Origin of the sequence: Thalassobacillus hwangdonensis (genome assembly GCF_042675915.1) — a bacterium.
GTDB lineage: Bacteria > Bacillota > Bacilli > Bacillales > Halobacillaceae > Thalassobacillus_A > Thalassobacillus_A hwangdonensis.
Window position 1 is genome coordinate 1088200 of sequence record NZ_JBHTKL010000005.1, and the last position, 19385, is coordinate 1107584.

General features: G+C 43.6%; 23 protein-coding genes and 2 riboswitches. Of the genes, 22 read left to right on the forward strand and 1 reads right to left on the reverse strand.

Features of this window, described 5'->3' with window-relative positions; all coding sequences use genetic code 11:
• Nucleotides 1-8: 8 nt before the first annotated feature.
• The 7 genes from ACFQ2J_RS14850 (at nt 9) to ACFQ2J_RS14880 (ending at nt 4424) form a co-directional block, all read left to right on the forward strand.
• Nucleotides 9-1793, forward strand: a complete 1785-nt coding sequence (locus ACFQ2J_RS14850; RefSeq protein ID WP_386062139.1) for an acyl-CoA dehydrogenase family protein — start codon at nt 9-11, stop codon at nt 1791-1793.
• Between the two features lie 338 nt (nt 1794-2131).
• Nucleotides 2132-2488 (forward strand): arsenate reductase family protein, encoded by a 357-nt coding sequence (locus tag ACFQ2J_RS14855; RefSeq protein ID WP_386062142.1) that lies wholly within the window; start codon nt 2132-2134, stop codon nt 2486-2488.
• 97 nt (nt 2489-2585) lie between these two features.
• A complete protein-coding gene (gcvH, locus tag ACFQ2J_RS14860; RefSeq protein WP_386062144.1) occupies nt 2586-2969 on the forward strand; it encodes a glycine cleavage system protein GcvH in 384 nt (127 codons plus the stop codon).
• A gap of 41 nt (nt 2970-3010) precedes the next feature.
• Entirely contained in the window at nt 3011-3169 is a 159-nt protein-coding gene (locus ACFQ2J_RS14865; protein WP_386062147.1) for a hypothetical protein, read from the forward strand.
• A 155-nt stretch (nt 3170-3324) separates the two neighbouring features.
• Nucleotides 3325-3678: a toprim domain-containing protein gene (locus tag ACFQ2J_RS14870; RefSeq protein ID WP_386062150.1), complete on the forward strand. Its 354-nt coding sequence runs from the start codon at nt 3325-3327 to the stop codon at nt 3676-3678.
• A 9-nt stretch (nt 3679-3687) separates the two neighbouring features.
• Entirely contained in the window at nt 3688-3996 is a 309-nt protein-coding gene (locus ACFQ2J_RS14875; RefSeq protein ID WP_386062152.1) for a thioredoxin family protein, read from the forward strand.
• A 101-nt stretch (nt 3997-4097) separates the two neighbouring features.
• Nucleotides 4098-4424, forward strand: a complete 327-nt coding sequence (locus ACFQ2J_RS14880) for a hypothetical protein (RefSeq protein WP_386062155.1) — start codon at nt 4098-4100, stop codon at nt 4422-4424.
• Between the two features lie 2 nt (nt 4425-4426).
• Here ACFQ2J_RS14880 and ACFQ2J_RS14885 read toward each other — a convergent pair whose 3' ends face one another.
• Nucleotides 4427-4846 carry a TlpA family protein disulfide reductase gene (locus ACFQ2J_RS14885; protein ID WP_386062157.1) on the reverse strand — a complete coding sequence of 140 codons (420 nt, stop codon included), beginning with the start codon at nt 4844-4846 and terminating at the stop codon, nt 4427-4429.
• A gap of 81 nt (nt 4847-4927) precedes the next feature.
• Nucleotides 4928-5045: riboswitch (SAM riboswitch) on the forward strand.
• 570 nt (nt 5046-5615) lie between these two features.
• A riboswitch (SAM riboswitch) is annotated at nt 5616-5730 on the forward strand.
• Nucleotides 5731-5810: 80 nt separating this feature from the next.
• On the opposite strand from ACFQ2J_RS14885, the gene ACFQ2J_RS14890 reads away from it, so the two are divergent.
• The 15 genes from ACFQ2J_RS14890 (at nt 5811) to yunB (ending at nt 19362) form a co-directional block, all read left to right on the forward strand.
• On the forward strand, nt 5811-6836 hold the full coding sequence (locus ACFQ2J_RS14890; protein WP_386062160.1) for a methionine ABC transporter ATP-binding protein: 1026 nt from the start codon (nt 5811-5813) through the stop codon (nt 6834-6836).
• Complete coding sequence (locus ACFQ2J_RS14895; protein ID WP_386062163.1) at nt 6829-7497, forward strand: methionine ABC transporter permease; 669 nt, start codon at nt 6829-6831, stop codon at nt 7495-7497. Before ACFQ2J_RS14890 ends, ACFQ2J_RS14895 begins: the two co-directional genes overlap by 8 nt.
• Nucleotides 7498-7523: 26 nt before the next feature.
• A complete protein-coding gene (locus ACFQ2J_RS14900) occupies nt 7524-8345 on the forward strand; it encodes a MetQ/NlpA family ABC transporter substrate-binding protein (RefSeq protein ID WP_386062166.1) in 822 nt (273 codons plus the stop codon).
• A gap of 81 nt (nt 8346-8426) precedes the next feature.
• Entirely contained in the window at nt 8427-8792 is a 366-nt protein-coding gene (locus tag ACFQ2J_RS14905) for a carboxymuconolactone decarboxylase family protein (protein ID WP_386062169.1), read from the forward strand.
• A gap of 236 nt (nt 8793-9028) precedes the next feature.
• A complete protein-coding gene (locus tag ACFQ2J_RS14910) occupies nt 9029-9169 on the forward strand; it encodes a hypothetical protein (RefSeq protein ID WP_386062171.1) in 141 nt (46 codons plus the stop codon).
• Nucleotides 9170-9398: 229 nt separating this feature from the next.
• Entirely contained in the window at nt 9399-10184 is a 786-nt protein-coding gene (sufC, locus tag ACFQ2J_RS14915; protein WP_386062174.1) for a Fe-S cluster assembly ATPase SufC, read from the forward strand.
• 18 nt (nt 10185-10202) lie between these two features.
• A complete protein-coding gene (gene sufD / locus ACFQ2J_RS14920) occupies nt 10203-11507 on the forward strand; it encodes a Fe-S cluster assembly protein SufD (RefSeq protein ID WP_386062177.1) in 1305 nt (434 codons plus the stop codon).
• On the forward strand, nt 11507-12727 hold the full coding sequence (locus ACFQ2J_RS14925) for a cysteine desulfurase (protein ID WP_386062180.1): 1221 nt from the start codon (nt 11507-11509) through the stop codon (nt 12725-12727). Before sufD ends, ACFQ2J_RS14925 begins: the two co-directional genes overlap by 1 nt.
• The gene (gene sufU / locus ACFQ2J_RS14930) at nt 12717-13160 is read left to right on the forward strand and encodes a Fe-S cluster assembly sulfur transfer protein SufU (protein ID WP_386062183.1); all 444 of its coding nucleotides are present in this window, start codon (nt 12717-12719) and stop codon (nt 13158-13160) included. Before ACFQ2J_RS14925 ends, sufU begins: the two co-directional genes overlap by 11 nt.
• A gap of 27 nt (nt 13161-13187) precedes the next feature.
• Complete coding sequence (gene sufB, locus ACFQ2J_RS14935) at nt 13188-14585, forward strand: Fe-S cluster assembly protein SufB (RefSeq protein WP_386062186.1); 1398 nt, start codon at nt 13188-13190, stop codon at nt 14583-14585.
• 115 nt (nt 14586-14700) lie between these two features.
• Nucleotides 14701-15519, forward strand: coding sequence for a sulfite exporter TauE/SafE family protein (locus tag ACFQ2J_RS14940; RefSeq protein WP_386062189.1), 819 nt, complete (start codon nt 14701-14703; stop codon nt 15517-15519).
• A gap of 11 nt (nt 15520-15530) precedes the next feature.
• Nucleotides 15531-16925, forward strand: a complete 1395-nt coding sequence (locus tag ACFQ2J_RS14945; protein ID WP_386062191.1) for a bifunctional metallophosphatase/5'-nucleotidase — start codon at nt 15531-15533, stop codon at nt 16923-16925.
• Between the two features lie 60 nt (nt 16926-16985).
• Nucleotides 16986-17294, forward strand: coding sequence for a YunC family protein (locus ACFQ2J_RS14950; RefSeq protein WP_386062526.1), 309 nt, complete (start codon nt 16986-16988; stop codon nt 17292-17294).
• A gap of 120 nt (nt 17295-17414) precedes the next feature.
• The gene (locus tag ACFQ2J_RS14955; RefSeq protein WP_386062194.1) at nt 17415-18494 is read left to right on the forward strand and encodes an HD-GYP domain-containing protein; all 1080 of its coding nucleotides are present in this window, start codon (nt 17415-17417) and stop codon (nt 18492-18494) included.
• A gap of 61 nt (nt 18495-18555) precedes the next feature.
• Nucleotides 18556-19362 carry a sporulation protein YunB gene (yunB, locus tag ACFQ2J_RS14960; RefSeq protein ID WP_386062197.1) on the forward strand — a complete coding sequence of 269 codons (807 nt, stop codon included), beginning with the start codon at nt 18556-18558 and terminating at the stop codon, nt 19360-19362.
• Nucleotides 19363-19385: the final 23 nt, after the last annotated feature.

Sequence of the window (19385 nt, forward strand, 5' to 3'; positions counted from 1 at the left end):
AGAAAGAAATGAGTGAAACGACGGAAAAAGTGTTCAAAGGTGGCGGATTTTTAGTAGAGGATTTGTCAGCGGAAGACATCATCACCCCGGAAGATTTTTCAGATGAACATTTGATGATTGCAAAAACGACAGAGGATTTCGTGTTAGGGGAAGTAGTTCCTAAAATCGATAACCTCGAAAATCATGAATTCGAACATTCTGTAGCTTTGCTGAAACAAGCTGGTGAACTTGGCCTGCTTGGCGCAGATGTCCCTGAAGAGTACGGTGGACTTGGTCTGGATAAAATCAGTTCATCCTTGATTACGGAGAAGTTCTCCCGTGCTGGCGGTTTTTCTGTCACACATGGTGCTCATGTAGGAATCGGATCCCTTCCAATCGTCTTTTTCGGTAACGAAGATCAAAAGCAGAAATACCTCCCGAAACTGGCTTCCGGTGAATTGCTGGCTGCTTATGCATTGACAGAACCTGGTTCTGGTTCAGATGCTCTTGGAGCCAAAACGACTGCGAAACTTAATGAGGCTGGTACTCATTATGTATTGAACGGAGAAAAACAGTGGATTACTAACTCAGCGTTCGCAGATGTATTCGTCGTGTACGCAAAAATTGATGGTGACAAATTCACTGCGTTCATCGTAGAACGTGACTACAATGGTGTTTCTACAGGCCCTGAAGAGAAGAAGATGGGTATCAAAAGCTCGTCCACACGTACATTGATCCTGGAAGATGCTGAAGTACCTGTCGAAAATGTACTTGGAGAAATCGGCCGCGGTCACATCATCGCATTCAACATTTTGAACGTTGGACGTTACAAGCTCGCAATCGGTGGTGTCGGTGGGGCGAAGCGTTCCATTGAGCTTGCTTCCAAATACGCAAACGAGCGTAAGCAGTTCGGAACACCGATTTCCAGCTTCTCATTGATCCAGGAAAAACTTGCATCGATGGCAGCCAATACGTATGCCAATGAAAGCTCTGTATATCGTACCGTCGGTCTTTTTGAACAAAGCATGGGTAAACTGACTGACGAACAATTGAAGGATGGAAAAGCAGTAGCGAAAGTCATTGCAGAATATGCAATCGAATGTTCATTGAACAAAGTATTCTGTACAGAGCTCCTTGACTTCACTGTTGATGAAGCAGTCCAGATCCATGGTGGATATGGATTCATGCAGGAATATGAAGTAGAGCGTATGTACCGTGATTCCCGTATCAACAGAATCTTTGAAGGTACGAATGAAATCAATCGCATGATCGTTCCTGGTACGCTTCTGAAAAAGGCGATGAAAGGTGAACTTCCATTGCTGCAAAAAGCACAGGCTCTACAAGAAGAGCTCATGATGATGATGCCTGAAGAGCCAGGAACAGAAGCATTGGAGCAGGAAAAATACTTGTTAAAGAATGCGAAGAAGATTGCATTGCTAGGCGCTGGTCTTGCTGCTCAGAAGTATGGTCAGAAGCTTGATAAAGAACAGGAATTGCTCGTCAACATTGCTGACATGGTAGCAGAAATCTATAACATGGAATCTGCCATCCTTCGTACAGAAAAAGCGATTGCGAAATTGGGTGAGGAGAAAGCCGCTCAAAAACTTCTTTACACTCAAGTGTACGTTCAGGAAGCATTCAACCGTATCGAAGCGCATGCTAAAGAAACATTGATCGCTTCAGAAACAGGCGATACACTTCGCATGATGCTTGGTGCAATGCGTAAACTTACACGCCACACACCAATTAACGTCATCGCTAAAAAACGCGAAATCGCCAAGAAACTACTATCCGAAGAAAAATACGCACTATAATCTAAATAAACAGCCGCTTGCCAACCAGCAAGCGGCTGTTTATTTGTATGATATATGCAAGTGTTTTTAAAAAGAAGGCGGTTTTCCTGCAGGTATGTTCGATAATAATCGGTGGGGCGGCTGGATAACGGCGAGACTCCCGTGGGAGATGGACCTAGGTGAGACCCCGGAAGGCAGAGCCTGAGGAGGCTTGCCAGTTCCCCCACGGGAAAGCGAGTTGTTTTCCAGCCGTCCCTAGCTATCATAAGTAGAATGGACCTGAAATCCTGACCTTAGACTTGCGCATATCATCATCAATTATGATAAAATGAAATGGAAGATGAAGGAGGGAATCGACTTTGGCTTTGCAGTTTTACTGGTACCCTAAATGTGGCACATGTCGTAAAGCAAAGAAATGGTTGGACGAGCATGACAAGAGCTATGAAGAAATACATATTGTCGAACAGCCGCCATCCAAAGCACAATTGAAAGAAATGATCGAAAAAAGCGAACTCAATGCTAAAAAGTTTTTCAATACCTCTGGTAAAAAGTATCGAGAACTTGGCATGAAGGACAAGCTGAAAGATGCGGACCAGAATCAGATGATCGAGTGGCTAGCTTCCGATGGAATGCTGATCAAGCGTCCGATTGTCACAGACGGAAATAACGTTACCGTTGGGTTTAAAGAAGCGGATTTTGAGCAAGCTTGGAAATGATAAGCAATTTGAGCAGAATAATGGAAGTAAAAGCATAATGCTTTTATGTTTATAGAGTGTCTAATTCATAATCATTTTAATGTGGAGGTTTGTGAACATGAGTTTACCAAAAGATTTTCGTTATTCAGAAGAGCACGAATGGGTAAAAGTTGAGGGAGAAAAAGTACGAATCGGTATTACAGACTTTGCACAATCCGAACTTGGCGACATCGTCTTCGTTGAACTTCCTGAGGTTGGAGAAGAGATTGAAGCGGATGAGCCATTCGGCAGCGTCGAATCAGTAAAGACCGTTTCCGAACTTTATGCACCATTAAGTGGTAAAGTCGTTGAAGTGAACGAAGATCTGGAAGATAGCCCAGAATTCGTCAATGAATCTCCATATGAAAAAGCCTGGATGATTGTCGTTGAGCCATCTGATGATTCAGAGATGGATGAATTGATGGATGCAGATCAGTATGCAGAGATGATTCAGGAAGATTAATTCCTTCGCCATGAGGCACCCTATATTCAAGGGGTGATATCATGGAACAAGACCGCAGACGTGAACCACAGAAAACTGCGAACCAGACTTACCAGCAGGATAAGCGGTCCAACGGTGCAAAGCAACAATCCGCACAAAATATGATCGAAGCACCGAAGGTTACCCAATATGTGGACTGCGACGAAAATGGTTGGTGCTGACACCGATCATTTGACCCTTGAGTAAATATTGTTAAATACGTGTGATTTCTGCTATGGCACAAGCACACTTTGGATCATGCGTTGCTATCTTAAGGTAGCAACGCATTTTCTATATAAATGATTGGAATCACATCATCTTTGAATAGGTGGTTGGTATGATGGATGAAGAAAAAGCAGTCTTGATCGTTGAGGGAATCACAGATAAAAAGCATGTACTTAAGATTCTTGATGAACCAGTGGAAGTCATATGTACTCATGGTACGCTTGGCGTTGAGAAGATGGAGCGGATGATTGATGAACATCAACTTGATGATCGTACTGTCTACATTCTTGTTGATGAAGATTACTCCGGAGGTAAACTTCGTAAACAATTGACCCACGAACTCCCTCACGCCAGGCATATTTATATCGACCGTATGTTTCGTGAAGTGGCCACTACACCTGAACCCGAACTTGCTCGAGCATTGCTTAGTCAGAATTTTACCGTCAAACCTATTTATTTAATTTAGGAGTGGAGCATGAGACAATTAACGCTTGAATCCAATGACCATACACTCTTAGATAACGACTGGATGTACATTTTTATCCAAAGTCCTTTTTGCGGCACATGTCAATTGGCGTCGAAGATGCTGGAAACTGTCGAGCGCACTTATAATCGAAATTTATTTTACGATTTGAATGCTTCTTTACACCCCGATTTGATGCAGCAATATGAAATAGAGAGTGTACCGTGTCTATTAGTTATCCATAACGGAACGATAAAAGAAAAGATCTACGCCTTTCACTCTGTACCTTACCTCTATGAGCTGATGTCAAAATATGTATGAATCTTGGATTATTTCCCGAGAAATAACGAACGATTCTGTACGAAGAATAAAGGTGTCCTATCTCCTGGCAGCGAATTCATAAGCTGTCAGGAGGTTTTTTTATGTTGATGGAACATGTGAAAAGCTGGCAGTCGGAATTATTGGACAAAGTGGAATTGAATTCGATATGGAAAGGAAAATCACTGACCATGATGATCAGTGATAAAAGAGATACGGTGAATGTTTGTTTTCATCGAAATGAAATTATCATCAATGCATGTCCTTTCCCATCTTCCCATAAGATATTTCTGAGAGGGGATCTGGATGTTCTTTCTGATATCTTTCAGGGCAGGCGCAAGCTTACAAGTATTCCGAAGCAGATTATACAGATTAAAGGTACATTCAGAGATGTACTATTTGTGGAGTCCCTGTTATTGCTTGCGAAATAGTTTCAGTCGATCAATTCACCGATTTTACTAACAATCGAAAGAAAATCTGCTTTATCACCAAATTGTCCGGCGATGTTACCAGCTTGATCGATAATGATCGTGCTAGGAACTCCTTCACATTCATATGCTTTATAGAAGGTGCCATCGTTATCTACGAGACTAAGTTGATTAAGGAATTTCTGAGAAAATTTGCTGCCTTCCTCCATTGCTCTTTCTCTTGAAGCCGCATTGATGGCAATCAATTTAACCTTGTTTGAATCCATCGAACCATGAAGTTGTTCTTTTTGGGGAAGGTCTCTGGAACAATCAGGGCACCAGGAAGCCCAAAATGTCAGCACGACAACCTTGCCGGCGTAATCGTCCAGACAGTGAGGCTGTCCTGACTCTATTTCAGGTAAACAAAATGACGGTGCTTTTTTCATCTTAATTCTCCCCTTACAAGAAGTAGTTGACGGTTGTTTCATCCCATGCTAACATATTTCTTAATCGAATAGCGACATCTGAACTTATCCAGAGAGGCGGAGGGACTGGCCCTACGAAGCCCAGCAACCGGTTTGGAAACAAACACGGTGCTAATTCCAGCAAAGCGATCATAAAGTGATCAGCTTTGGAAGATGAGAGAAGCAGTGACGGAACCCGAATCTCTTCTCTTTGAAGAGATTTTTTTAATGCTTTCATATCATTTGCGTGGGAAATTTCGAGACGTTTGTAAGAGTTTGGGCGACAGGGAAGGACTCGCTTTCCTGTGGGGGAACTGGCAAGCCTCCTCAGGCTACGCCTTCCGGGGTCTTGCCTAGCTCCTTCTCCCACTGGAGTCTCGTCCTTTCCCGCCCACCTATGCACGATTAACTTATTTCTCGAAATAACTAATTTAATCAACTCTCATCAAAGAAATTCGTAATTAAAATTGATTTGGAGGTTTTGAGAAATCACCTAATCATATGGTGGATGAAAGAACGTTGAGACTCCTGCGGGAATTGCAAGACTGGCTAGACCCCACAGGGCATAGCCCGAGGAGGCTTGCCGTCTTCCCCGCGGAAAGCGAGACGTTCTTTCACCCACCAGTAATATCTCAAAACAATATTTATTTGCAAAAATTATTGACAGAAGATTTAAAACGATGCTACAATTCAATTTAGTCACTTAAGTGAGATAAAGCATTAACGAGTTAATACGATAATTGAATAAAATCTCTTATCCAGAGAGGCGGAGGGACTGGCCCGATGAAGCCCGGCAACCGACAAGCTGTTACAGCTTGGAAAGGTGCCAAATCCTGCAGAGTATAAAAGACTCTGACAGATGAGAGAACAGAACCTTATGTTTTACGATGCCTTTCTGTTCTCCTGAACAGAAAGGCATTTTTTAGTTTTAGGAGGTCATTCGAACATGATTACCATCAAAGGGTTATCAAAGGTTTTTCAAAGTCGGGATCACCAGGTGAAAGCAGTCGACAACTTGGACCTGACCATTGAAAAAGGAGAAATATTCGGTGTGATCGGTTATAGTGGTGCCGGAAAAAGTACATTCATCCGCCTATTGAACCGTCTGGAAGAACCGAGCGGTGGTCAAGTGACCATTGAAAATCAGGAAATTACCGGGCTGAGTAAGAAAGCACTTAGACTTACAAGACAGGAAATAGGGATGATCTTTCAGCACTTTCACTTGCTATGGTCAAGAACAGTAAAAGATAATATCGCCTTTCCATTGGAAATAGCAGGGATGCCCAAAGAGGAACGACATGCACGAGTACAGGAACTGATTGAACTCGTCGGCTTAAGTGGCAGGGAAAATGCCTACCCTTCTCAGTTGAGTGGCGGACAAAAGCAGCGCGTGGGGATAGCGAGAGCACTGGCAAATAATCCGAAAGTATTGTTATGCGATGAAGCGACATCTGCGCTTGATCCCGAAACCACCGATTCCATTCTGGATTTGCTGGTGGATATCAATAAGAAATTAGGATTGACGATTATCCTGATTACCCATGAAATGCATGTCATACGGAAGATATGTCACCGCGTGGCAGTAATGGAAGATGGGAAAGTTGTGGAGCAAGGAGATGTGCTGGATGTTTTTCTCCATCCGGAAAAGCCCGTCACACGAAAATTCGTAGATCAGGTGATGGGAGATACAGAGCAAGCGCATTCACTGGAGTTGATTCATCAGAACTATGCTTCCGGCAAAATTCTCAAGCTTCATTTTGTCGGTGAAAACACGAACCAGGCGCTGATCACCGAGCTTGCCAGGAACTTCACGGTCGATATCAATATTCTTCACGGGAAGATCACCCAGACACAAAAAGGAGCGTATGGCACATTAATCGTCCATGTTACCGGAGATTCAGAGGAAACCGACCGTGCCATCGCATACATCAAAGAAACATCTGTAGAAGTAGAGGTGAACCCGAATGCTTGAAAACCTATTCCCAAACGTGAAGGTCGAGGATCTCATTACAGCGACGAATGAAACAATGTACATGACACTTGTTTCACTTCTGGGAACACTGATATTCGGAATCTTGCTTGGTCTTACTCTATATCTGTCCTCACCAGGTGGGCTTTGGCAGAACAAAGTCATCAATGGTATTACAGCATCCATTGTCAATGTATTCCGTGCCATCCCGTTTATTATCCTGATCCTTCTTTTGTTTCCGTTCACCGATTTTCTGATGGGTACGATCCGAGGGCCAAAAGGAGCTATACCTGCCCTGATCATTGGTGCAGCTCCTTTTTACGGACGATTGGTTGAAATCGCCTTGAAGGAAATCGATAAAGGAGTATTAGAAGCTGCCAAAGCAATGGGTGCTAAGACATCCACAATCATTTTCAAGGTGTTATTGAAGGAATCGATGCCTGCACTCGTTTCTGGTCTTACAGTAACAGCCATTGCATTAATCGGATATACCGCTGTTGCAGGAATTATCGGTGCCGGGGGGTTAGGAGATTTCGCTTATTTCTATGGATTCCAACGGAGCGACTTCGATATCGTGTTTGTTGCAACGGTACTCATTGTAATCATCGTATTCATTTTCCAATTCATCGGGGATTTCATCTCCAGAAAATTGGATAAAAGATAAATCATATTTATAAAGGGGAGTTAGAAATGAAAAAAACGTTAAGCTTGATTGTAGGAAGTCTGTTGATTTTAGTATTGGCTGCTTGTGGAAGTTCCGATGGCGATTCAGATGAACTTGTCGTAGGTGCGACAAGTGTTCCTCACTCCGAGGTATTGGAAGAGGCAAAACCATTGCTTGAAGAAGAAGGCATCAACCTGAAAATCGAAACATACCAGGATTATGTCCTGCCCAACAAAGACTTGGATTCTGGTGAAATTGATGCGAACTACTTCCAGCACATCCCTTATTTGGAGGAACAAAAGGCGCAAAACGACTTCGATTTCGTCAACCTGGGTGGAATCCATATCGAACCGATGGGGATCTACTCCAAAAACATTAAAAGTCTTGAGGAAATTCCAGAAGGTACAACTGTATTGATGAGCCGTTCTGTAGCAGACCATGGACGTGTTCTTTCATTATTAGAAAGAGAAGGAATTATCAAGCTCGAAGAAGGAGTCGATAAAGTCACCGCTACGGTTGACGATATCGTCGAGAATCCTAAGAACCTGAAGTTCGATGCAGGAATCGATGCTGCACTTCTTCCTTCCAATTATGAGCGTGAAGAGAATGCACTGGTAGCGATCAACACCAACTATGCCATCGAAGCCGATCTGAATCCGACCGAAGATTCCTTGATCCTGGAAGGGCCTGAATCTCCATATGTCAATGTAATTGCAGCAAGAAGTGAAGATGAAGATAATGAACAACTGAAAAAATTGGTGGAAGTGCTGAGATCTGAAAAAATCCAGAATTTCATCAAAGAAGAATATAACGGAGCTGTCGTTCCAGCTGGCGGATCTGAAGAATAATTTACTTTCCTCCCGGGATAAGATGAAACGTATTGCTCATACTAGCAGTAGTCATCTATTATCTTGGGAGGTTTTTTATTTATGGAAGAACAAAGAATGTCGTTTACAGAAGCCTACTTGCAAGAATATAAACATGGAATCGGCACCTTCACCGAGAAGATGCCTGATATTGCCCATCATTTTAATTCTTTCACAGAAGCATGCTTTGATGCAGGTGAACTGTCTAAGAAGGAAAAGCAATTGATTGCGCTCGGAATCAGTGTTGTTGCTCAGGATGAATACTGCATGATCTACCATACAAGAGGATGTATCGACCAGGGCGCGAGTGAAAGAGAAATCATGGAAGCATGTGGAGTAGCAGCAGCTTTCGGTGGTGGCGCAGCTATGAGCCAGGCGGTAACACTAGTTCAAGAAGCATATGAAGAGCTGAATGACGCGACTCATTAAGTGAATTCGTAGCAATTCCGAGTAAATCGTAAGATATGCCATGAATACTATCAATGCTTTCGCTATATAATTTATAGATATTATAGCGCAGGTGGAAACACCATTTATTGGTTTATATCCACTTTGTAACGGGTATCATACCCGTGTTACGCTTAATATCGTAAAAATTCTGAAAGGATTGATTCATTATCAACGACCAACTGAAGCTGAATTACACTTCCGAAATGGAAAAAGCGATGCAACAATCTCATGGAATGGGTTATGCGGAGTACAGTAGAGGAGTGGATCAGCTGCTGAAAGTTGAAAAGCGTCGTCAGAAAGAATATGAAGCAAGCCGAAGAATGGTATCAGAAGCAGGACGTCAAATCCATAAATAAACACAAAGGAATCAGGTGGAATCAACCACCTGATTTTTTATGTTCCTTTTATATATAATAAGGAAAGAACTTAGTGATTTCACTGCCCCTTTACCACTGTCTGCATAGGGGAAAAGAGTTGATATCAATTGCTATATGATATAAGATTGTAATGAGAATAGATTGAGAATGGATGCTGGATCTTAATCAAAGAAAAAATGAACAACAATAGATATTGGAGGTATTAGTTATGGCAGGATCTACTCTAGAAATCAAAGATCTTCACGTAGCAATCGAAGGTGAAGAGATTCTTAAAGGTGTCGACCTTACAATTAAAGGTGGCGAATTCCATGCAGTAATGGGACCGAACGGAACTGGTAAGTCAACATTGGCTTCCGCAATCATGGGGCACCCTAAGTATGAAGTTACACAAGGAGAAATTCTTCTTGATGGTAAAGACGTACTTGAAATGGAAGTGGATGAGCGTGCACTTGCAGGTCTTTTCCTTGCAATGCAGTATCCAAGTGAAATCAGCGGAGTGACAAACTCTGACTTCCTACGTTCTTCCATCAATGCACGCCGTGAAGAAGGCGACGAAATTTCTTTGATGAAATTCATTAAAGAAATGGACGGTACAATGGATACACTTGAAATGGACAAAAATATGGCACAGCGTTATCTGAACGAAGGATTCTCTGGTGGAGAGAAGAAACGTAACGAGATCCTTCAACTGATGATGGTGAAGCCTGCAATCGCTATCCTTGATGAGATTGACTCCGGTTTGGATATCGATGCGTTGAAAGTTGTTTCCAAAGGAATCAACCAAATGCGTAATGAAAGCTTCGGCTGCTTGATCATTACCCACTATCAGCGCTTGTTGAACTATATCACTCCAGATAAAGTCCACGTCATGATGCAAGGTCGTGTAGTGAAATCAGGAGGACCTGAGCTTGCTCAGCGTCTAGAAGACGAAGGTTACGACTGGATCAAGCAGGAGCTTGGCATCGAAGACGAAACCATCAGCCAAAAAGCGTAAACAGATAGGAGGGATAGCATGACCGTAGAAATCTCACTACCATACGAAAAAGATTATATCAGCAACTACTCAGCAGGCTTGAATGAACCTGAATGGATGAAGACCCTTCGTCTGGAAGCATTGGATAAAGTCGAGCACTTGCCAATGCCGAAGCCTGATAAAACTAAAATAGATAAATGGAACTTCACGAAGTTCAAGCATGATGCAAAAGGCGAAAAAATCAATTCTTTCGATGAACTTCCTGCAGAAATCCAGGATTTCCTTGATAAAGAAAAGAATCAGAACCTTGTGATTCAGCGTAATCAAAGTGTTGCTTATGCATCTATTTCCGATGACCTGAAGAACAAAGGTGTGATTTTCACAGACATCATTACAGCACTGAAAGAGCACAGTGACCTTGTTGAGAAGTATTACATGACGGATGGTGTTCAGGTGAATGAACATCGCCTGACAGCACTGCATGCAGCGCTTATGAGTGGAGGCATCTTCGTCTATGTGCCGAAGGACGTCCAGCTCGAAGAACCGTTGCAGGCAATCTACTGGCAGGAAGACCCTGAAGCAGCAATGTTCAATCATGCCATCGTCGTAGCAGACAAACACAGCTCTGTGACGTATGTAGAAAACTATATTTCCAATAATAAAGAAGAAGAAACCGTAGCGAACATCATCACGGAAGTATTTGCACACGATGGAGCGAAAGTTTCCTTCGGAGCAGTAGATAATTTTGCGGCTGGAACGACGGCATACGTCAACCGCCGTGGTATGGTCGATCGTGACGCTAAGATCGAATGGGCGCTTGGCCAGATGAATGACGGTAACACAGTTTCTGAAAACATCACTTACTTGTTAGGCGACAATGGCTATGCAGATGCTAAAACCGTATCTGTCGGTCGTGGTGACCAGAAACAGAACTTCACAGCTAAAATCGTCCACTTCGGAAAAGGTTCCGAAGGGTACATCCTTCAGCACGGAGTAATGAAGGATAAATCAAGCTCCATCTTCAATGGTATCGGAAAAATCGAGCACGGTGCTTCCAAATCTAATGCTGAGCAGGAGTCTCGTGTACTGATGCTGAGCAAACATGCTCGTGGCGATGCCAACCCGATCCTTCTTATCGACGAAGACGATGTAACTGCGGGACACGCGGCTTCTGTAGGTCGTGTCGATCCGATGCAGCTATACTACTTGATGAGCAGGGGTATTTCCAAGACAGAAGCAGAACGTCTGATCATTCACGGCTTCCTTGCACCTGTCGTGAACCAGCTGCCGATCGAAGCAGTCAAAGCACAATTGACTGAGGTTATCGAAAGGAAAGTATATTGATGGATATCAAGGCAGTCCGTAACGCATTCCCGATTCTGGATCAGGAAGTCAACGGACACCCATTGGTATACTTGGACTCATCAGCAACTTCTCAAAAGCCGCTCAAGGTGATTGAGAAGTTGGATGAATACTATCGAGGCTATAACTCGAATGTCCATCGTGGGGTCCACACTCTTGGCACGAAGGCAACTGATGAATATGAAGGTGCACGCGAAAAGGTACGCCGCTTCATCAATGCGAGCAGTACCCAGGAGGTCATATTCACTAGGGGAACGACGACTGCGATCAATACGGTTGCATACAGTTACGGTCGCAACAACCTTGGGGAAGGTGATGAAATCGTCATTACTCCGATGGAGCACCACAGTAACATCATCCCTTGGCAACAGGTGGCTAAAGCAACAGGCGCTACTTTGAAGTATATGCCATTGCAGGCTGATGGGACGATCGCTTTGAAGGATGCTGAGGAAACGATTACTGAAAACACTAAAATTGTTTCAGTCATGCATGTTTCGAATGTGCTTGGTACCATCAATCCAGTGAAGGAACTAGCACAGATTGCACATCGTAACGGAGCGCTTATGCTTGTGGATGGAGCGCAGGCTGCACCACATATGAAAGTCGATGTGCAGGACCTTGATTGTGACTTTTACGCATTTTCCGGCCATAAGATGTGTGGCCCGACGGGAATCGGTGTCCTTTATGGAAAGAAAGCACTTCTCAATGACATGGAGCCTGTGGAATTCGGTGGGGAAATGATCGACTTCGTCAACTTGTACGATTCCACATGGAAAGAGCTTCCTTGGAAATTTGAAGGCGGAACACCGATTATCGCTGGTGCTGTTGGACTTGGAGCTGCGATTGATTTCCTTAACGAAGTCGGGTTGGAAGCGATTGAAGCGCACGAACACAAACTGGCAGCTTACGCGATGGATAAGATGAAGCAAATCGACGGCATGAGCATCTACGGACCAGAAGAGCGTGCTGGGTTGATTACCTTCAACCTGGATGACGTCCACCCGCATGATGTTGCGACGGTATTGGATGCTGAAGGTATTGCAGTTCGTGCAGGTCATCACTGTGCACAGCCATTGATGAGATGGTTGGATGTAACTGCAACCGCACGTGCAAGCTTCTATTTATACAACACAGAAGAAGATATAGATCGACTAGTCGAAGGATTACAAAAAACAAAGGAGTATTTCGGCGATGTCTTTTAATAATTTAGATACACTATACAGGCAAGTCATCATGGACCATTATAAAAATCCTCGTAACAAAGGATCGCTAGCAGAAGGGGATCACCTGACTGTCGATATGAACAATCCGACATGTGGTGATCGAATCCAACTGCAATTGCAAGTCGAAGACGGCATTGTAAAAGATGCTAAATTCGATGGGGAAGGCTGTTCGATCAGTATGTCTTCCGCTTCTATGATGACCCAGGCTATTAAAGGTAAAAAGATTGAGGACGCAATGAAGATGTCTGAGCTGTTTTCTGATATGATGCTAGGTAAGGACGTCGATGTCGAAGAACTGGATTTGGGAGATATCGAAGCATTGCAGGGTGTTGCCAAGTTCCCTGCACGTATCAAATGTGCAACGTTAGCTTGGAAAGCAATGGAAAAAGGTGTCGACGAAGATCAGGCTTAGGCAAACACCTAAAGGAGGTAATTGATGATGGCTAAAAAAGCGCCAGAAATCGGGGAATACAAATACGGGTTCCATGAGAAGGACGTTTCCATTTTCCGTACTGGAAAAGGTCTGACGAAAGAAGTCGTAGAACAGATTTCCAATTATAAAGAAGAGCCGCAATGGATGCTTGACTTCCGCTTGAAGTCATTGGAGCATTTCTATAAAATGCCGATGCCTCAGTGGGGCGGAGATCTTGCAGAACTTAATTTCGATGAGATCACGTACTATGTGAAACCATCCGAGCGTTCCGAACGTTCCTGGGATGAGGTTCCGGAAGAAATCAAGAATACATTCGACAAATTGGGAATTCCTGAAGCGGAGCAGAAGTACCTTGCAGGTGTATCTGCACAGTACGAATCCGAAGTAGTTTATCACAACATGCAGGAAGACCTTGAGAATATGGGAATCGTCTTCAAGGATACCGATTCCGCATTGAAAGAAAATGAAGACTTGTTCAAGGAATACTTTGGTAAAGTGATTCCTCCATCTGATAACAAGTTCGCTGCGTTGAACTCAGCAGTTTGGTCAGGTGGATCATTCATCTATGTTCCGAAGGGTGTCAAAACGGAAATGCCACTTCAGGCATACTTCCGAATCAACTCCGAGAACATGGGACAGTTCGAGCGTACGTTGATTATCGTGGATGAAGATGCTTCTGTACACTATGTAGAAGGTTGTACAGCACCGGTCTTCACGACGAATTCCCTGCATAGTGCGGTAGTAGAAATTTACGTTAAGAAAAACGCTTACTGTCGTTACACGACAATTCAGAACTGGGCAAACAACGTCTATAACCTTGTTACAAAGCGTGCCGTTGCGGATGAAAATGCCACGATGGAATGGATCGATGGTAACATTGGTTCCAAACTGACGATGAAATATCCTGCAGTCATCCTTAAAGGCGAGGGTGCACGTGGATTGACACTTTCCATCGCACTTGCCGGTAAAGGTCAGCACCAGGATGCAGGTGCAAAAATGATTCACCTTGCACCGAACACATCGTCCACCATCGTTTCCAAGTCAATTGCGAAGCATGGCGGGAAAGTGACGTACCGTGGAATCGTACAATTCGGCCGTAAAGCTGAAGGTGCACGTTCCAACATCGAGTGCGATACGCTGATCATGGATAACGAGTCCACATCAGATACGATTCCTTACAACGAAATCATGAATGAGAACATTTCGCTTGAGCACGAGGCGAAAGTCTCCAAAGTATCTGAAGAACAACTATTCTACTTGATGAGCCGCGGAATTTCCGAAGAAGAAGCTACAGAAATGATCGTAATGGGCTTCATCGAGCCATTCACGAAAGAGCTTCCTATGGAATATGCCGTAGAAATGAACCGTCTGATCAAGTTCGAGATGGAAGGTTCCATCGGGTAATCTTTACTCAAACAAGCCACATGGTGTTACAATAAGCCATGTGGCTTCTTTTTATTGTGCATACATAATTTTGAGGGTAACCTAATACTATCTTGATAAGATTGAAGGGATAAATGTGGTCATCATCGTATCATTCATCATAGGTTTGATTACTGCAATCGCAGGGAGTATTGCAGGACTTGGTGGAGGAGTCATCCTTGTACCTGTTGTGCTTTTTTTACATGAAGTGTGGGACGCGTTCGCGTGGGCAACTCCCCAGAAAGTAGTCGGCATTTCTCTTGTGGTCATGATTTTCACAGGACTTTCTTCGATGCTTTCCTATATGAAAAGCAAGCGGATTGATTTTAAAAGCGGATCGATTTTTATCGGTGGAAGCATTCCAGGAGGAATTTTCGGTTCCTACCTGAATCAGTTTTTCTCTACTGATCATTTCTCATTATTCTTCGGTATTGTCATGCTGCTTGTCTTCAGTGTATTTTTTATCCGTACGAAGGATAATCGAGCGTTATTGAAAAGCGAGAATGGTTTAGCGCGTACAGCAGAGATTGATGGGAAGATGTTTCATTATCGTATTTCCATCGTTACAGGTCTGCTTCTTTCGTTCGTTGTTGGTATGTTGTCCGGTTTATTCGGGATAGGAGGCGGTTCCCTGATGGTTCCGGCAATGATCCTGTTATTTGGATTCCCGGCTCATATCGCCACAGCGACTTCGATGTTCATGATCTTTTTTGCAAGTATTTCGAGTTCAGCAACTCATATTCTTTTAGGGCATGTGGATTGGATTTATACGCTGGCATTCATCCCGGGTGCCTATATTGGAGGTACTCTCGGAGCTAAAATCAATCAGAAGCTTAAAGGAAACGCGGTTGAGTGGGTGCTCAGAGGGTTACTATTACTTATTGCGATTCGGATGATCTGGCAAGGAATTGTGTAAGGGGATGACTTATGAAAGAAAAAATGTACATGTATTATACAAGCGATCTCCATAGTCACTTTGATCAATGGTCCAAAATTACGGGGTATTTTAATAAAGAAAAAGAAAAACGGAAACGAGCGAACGAAAGTTACTGGATTGTCGACAATGGTGATCATGTTGATCGGTTCCATCCCATCACAGAAGGATTGATGGGAAAAGGAAACGTTCAGTTGTTGAATGAAGCAGGCTACGATGTGGTCAATTTAGGTAACAATGAAGGGATCACCTTGTCCCATGAAGACTTGGATCAACTTTATGAAGATGCCGCATTTGATGTTGTCTGTGCCAATCTTTCATATAAAGGTGAAGGAAAGCCGGAATGGCTCAGTACGTCTACGATAGTGGAATCAAAGCATGGGGTGAAAGTAGGGATACTTGGCGTAACAGCACCCTTTGAAACGTTTTATGGGCTGCTTGGCTGGGACATTGAACTGCCATACAGCACCCTTGACCGTGAACTTTCCATGTTGAGGGATCAGGTGGATGTACTTGTACTGTTATCCCACTTGGGTATAAACGATGACGAAGCAATTGCAGAACGTTATCCATTCATCGATGTCATTATCGGTGGGCATACCCATCACTTGTTCCAAAATGGAGAAGATCGTAATGGGACGCTATTAACAGCTGTAGGGAAGCATGGCACCCATCTCGGAGAAATCATGCTTGAATGGGACCATGATAAACAGTCACTCGTGCGAAAGGAAGCCTACGCTGTTTCGACAGAGAAACAACCTGGTGACCTTATAACAGAGGAAAAGCTGAAAGCGCTGAGTGAAGAAGCGCACAACAACCTGTTGGAGCCGATCAGTTATCTGGACGAGGCTATGGAGGTTGCATGGTTCAGGGAAAAACCTTTGATGAAGCAATTGGTTCAAACCTTGAAGGAATGGACAAATGCAGATATCGCAATGTTGAACGCCGGAGTTCTTCTGGATAATCTTGAAGCAGGGAAAGTATCCTATTCAGATGTCCATCGGATATGTCCGCACCCGATGAATCCGTGCAAGGTTGAATTGGACGGAGATGAGTTACTGGAAGTCATTCGGGCTTCGCTCTCAAAATCCTTTACGCAAATCAAGCTTAAAGGATTCGGTTTCAGAGGTGAAGTGATTGGAAGGATGATTTTCGCAGGGGTGGAAATTGAGACGTATCTGGATAAGGCTGGAGAAGAACACGTAAGAAAAGTACGCTTCAACGGGGAAAACATCGATCCAGATCGCACCTATGAAATAGCAACTGCAGACACCTTTACTTTTGGAAGACTGCTGCCGGAAGTTGCCTATTCTAAGAAAAAGACGTTCTATATGCCTGAACTGCTCAGGGATCTATTAGTAGTTACCCTGCAAAAGAATGCCAAGTGAGTTTCACGGCACCTCCTCCACACCCATTGCATAGGTTAAAGCAAAAAGGATGTGGGGATCATTTTCAACGTAAATCCGATTAAAATAGAAGATAAGGTGTTCACGGCGATCAGTGTGCAATTGCCGAAAACGAACCTGCTAGTCGTTTCCAACGAGATCGGTTATATCATGTGCGGTGCATTGGATGTCGATTTGCTTAATGAAAAGCTTGCAGATCGAAACATCATCGCAGGAAGAGCAGTTGGTGTGAAGACGATCGAACAACTGCTTGAGGCACCTTTGGAGAAAGTAACGTTGGCGAGTGAAAAGAAAGGCTGGTACCCTGGCTTGACTGGGAAAGAAGCCTTATTGAAAATCGCAGAGGAATAAATAAAGCCGCCCTTCAGGGTGGCTTTTTACTATTTATATATAATTTTTCCTAGAAGAATCGTTGGATTCTTGTATAATGGTACTAAGAGAAATGTCGAAGAATAGTCGGGGTGTGTCGAGATGAGACTTGTTGAACGAACCGCATTGAAGGCTGGCCACAAGCTTGGTAAGTCCGTGCTGAATGAAAATGGAAAAGTTCTCATCAATCATGGTGTAGAGCTGTCAGACAGAATGATCCAGCGCCTGGGCGAAATGGAGATCACCTATGTCTATATTCAGGATAACGATACAGAGGATATCCTGGTCGATTCCCCTATATCCGAAGAACTGCGGAATGATGCAAGAAAGAAAATCAAGCGTACGTTCGAAGAAGTGAAAGGATTGACGAATAAGCACGAACCTTTCATCCATGAAAAAGTCGGGTTTAAAATGAGAAGTGTCGTACGTGATATACTTAGCGAGCTGCAGCAGAATAGGGAAGTGATTTCCTTGTTATCTGATGTATTTACCTATGACGATTACATATTGACGCATTCGATGAATGTAACGATCTATGCGTTAGCTTTGGCAAGAGAACTCGGGTACAGTCAGAAAGAGCTTGAGGAAATCGGAATCGGCGCCATCCTGCATGATGTCGGTAAATTAGGCGTGCCGAAAGATATTCTGTTGAAGCCTGGTAAACTTTCCAACGATGAGTTTGAAAAGATCAAGCATCATTGCGAGGAAGGGTTCAATATCCTTCGCAAATCTGCAACGATCCCTCTGGTCGCCGCACATTGTGCATACCAGCATCATGAACGTCTGGATGGCTCAGGCTATCCACGAGGCATTAAAGAGCATGAAATCCACCGATACGCTAAAGTGTTGGCGATTGCTGATGTCTTCGATGCAGTTACAAGTAATCGCGTATACAGAAACGCCATGCTTCCTCACGAAGGACTTGAGGTTTTATATTCAGGCTCAGATCATCTTTTTGCAAAGCCGATGCTGGAAGCTTTCCGCAGGTGTGTCGCTGTGTATCCAAATGGTCTGACCGTAGAATTGAGCAACGGTCAGCATGGAGTCGTGTCCAGGCAAAATAAGCATTTATGTGATCGACCTATCGTTCGTGTATTAAGTGATGGAAAACCTTTCGAATTGGACCTGTCCGAACAGTTGAACGTTGTCATCACGAAGTGTCATACAACATTTGCAAGTTGAATGAACAAGCTGATACTAAACCCCCTTAAGTGAACATATCATGTTCCAAGGGGGTTTTTTCATGAATCGATTTTCCAACAACTACAGGACTCCTCCCTCGATGGGGAAAATCTTCGTAATTACTTTCATCTTTTTCATCTTCTTTACCTTCCTGAGTTTATGGGTAATCAACAAGGGAATCACGCCTACATTGATTGAAATTGCCGAAACGAAAACGCAGCAGTATGGCCGGGATGCATTATTGGATGCGGTGAGTAAGCGGATCGCAGACGATCTGACTTTCGAAGACATGATTACGATGGAGAAGAATGATGAAGGATACATCACATATATGGCTTGGAATTCCGTAGTCGTCAACCGAGTTCTGCGGAATACCACCTATCGAGTACAGAACTTCCTTAGGCATATGGAGCGGGGAGAAATACCTGATGGAGGCACGACACTAGACGTCCCGATGGAGGAAGATGAGGGAGAAGAAGGCCAGAATCGCGTGAAAGATGATGCGTTGATTGAGATTCCGATCGGGCAGGCAACCAACAATGCTGTGCTTGCCAACCTGGGACCAAAAGTACCAGTGAAATTTACGGTGATTGGTGATGTGCAGTCGAATGTTGATATGAGGGTTACGGAATATGGGATTAACTCCGCATTATTTGAAGTACTTATCCATATCGAAGTCAACGTACGGCTCGTCATTCCATTTTCCACAAAAACGACCGTCGTCTATACCGATATTCCTGTAGCGATGAACACTTTATCTGGACCTGTGCCGGAATTCTATAATGGGATGAACGGAGAAAATGCGCCATCTTTCTCTATTCCGATGAATATTGATCCAGATGTTGGTGGCATGTCAGGCTTGCAATGATAACAAGAAGCTGATAAAATGTT

Bases quoted from the DNA above. Each gene is read 5' to 3' on its own strand.
- ACFQ2J_RS14850 (WP_386062139.1), top strand. From the start codon at position 9: ATGAGTGAAACGACGGAAAAAGTGTTCAAAGGTGGCGGATTTTTAGTA.
- gcvH (WP_386062144.1), top strand. From the start codon at position 2,586: ATGAGTTTACCAAAAGATTTTCGTTATTCAGAAGAGCACGAATGGGTA.
- ACFQ2J_RS14865 (WP_386062147.1), top strand. From the start codon at position 3,011: ATGGAACAAGACCGCAGACGTGAACCACAGAAAACTGCGAACCAGACT.
- ACFQ2J_RS14870 (WP_386062150.1), top strand. From the start codon at position 3,325: ATGATGGATGAAGAAAAAGCAGTCTTGATCGTTGAGGGAATCACAGAT.
- ACFQ2J_RS14875 (WP_386062152.1), top strand. From the start codon at position 3,688: ATGAGACAATTAACGCTTGAATCCAATGACCATACACTCTTAGATAAC.
- ACFQ2J_RS14880 (WP_386062155.1), top strand. From the start codon at position 4,098: ATGTTGATGGAACATGTGAAAAGCTGGCAGTCGGAATTATTGGACAAA.
- ACFQ2J_RS14885 (WP_386062157.1), bottom strand. From the start codon at position 4,846: ATGAAAAAAGCACCGTCATTTTGTTTACCTGAAATAGAGTCAGGACAG.
- ACFQ2J_RS14890 (WP_386062160.1), top strand. From the start codon at position 5,811: ATGATTACCATCAAAGGGTTATCAAAGGTTTTTCAAAGTCGGGATCAC.
- ACFQ2J_RS14895 (WP_386062163.1), top strand. From the start codon at position 6,829: ATGCTTGAAAACCTATTCCCAAACGTGAAGGTCGAGGATCTCATTACA.
- ACFQ2J_RS14900 (WP_386062166.1), top strand. From the start codon at position 7,524: ATGAAAAAAACGTTAAGCTTGATTGTAGGAAGTCTGTTGATTTTAGTA.
- ACFQ2J_RS14905 (WP_386062169.1), top strand. From the start codon at position 8,427: ATGGAAGAACAAAGAATGTCGTTTACAGAAGCCTACTTGCAAGAATAT.
- ACFQ2J_RS14910 (WP_386062171.1), top strand. From the start codon at position 9,029: ATGCAACAATCTCATGGAATGGGTTATGCGGAGTACAGTAGAGGAGTG.
- sufC (WP_386062174.1), top strand. From the start codon at position 9,399: ATGGCAGGATCTACTCTAGAAATCAAAGATCTTCACGTAGCAATCGAA.
- sufD (WP_386062177.1), top strand. From the start codon at position 10,203: ATGACCGTAGAAATCTCACTACCATACGAAAAAGATTATATCAGCAAC.
- ACFQ2J_RS14925 (WP_386062180.1), top strand. From the start codon at position 11,507: ATGGATATCAAGGCAGTCCGTAACGCATTCCCGATTCTGGATCAGGAA.
- sufU (WP_386062183.1), top strand. From the start codon at position 12,717: ATGTCTTTTAATAATTTAGATACACTATACAGGCAAGTCATCATGGAC.
- sufB (WP_386062186.1), top strand. From the start codon at position 13,188: ATGGCTAAAAAAGCGCCAGAAATCGGGGAATACAAATACGGGTTCCAT.
- ACFQ2J_RS14945 (WP_386062191.1), top strand. From the start codon at position 15,531: ATGAAAGAAAAAATGTACATGTATTATACAAGCGATCTCCATAGTCAC.
- ACFQ2J_RS14955 (WP_386062194.1), top strand. From the start codon at position 17,415: ATGAGACTTGTTGAACGAACCGCATTGAAGGCTGGCCACAAGCTTGGT.
- yunB (WP_386062197.1), top strand. From the start codon at position 18,556: ATGAATCGATTTTCCAACAACTACAGGACTCCTCCCTCGATGGGGAAA.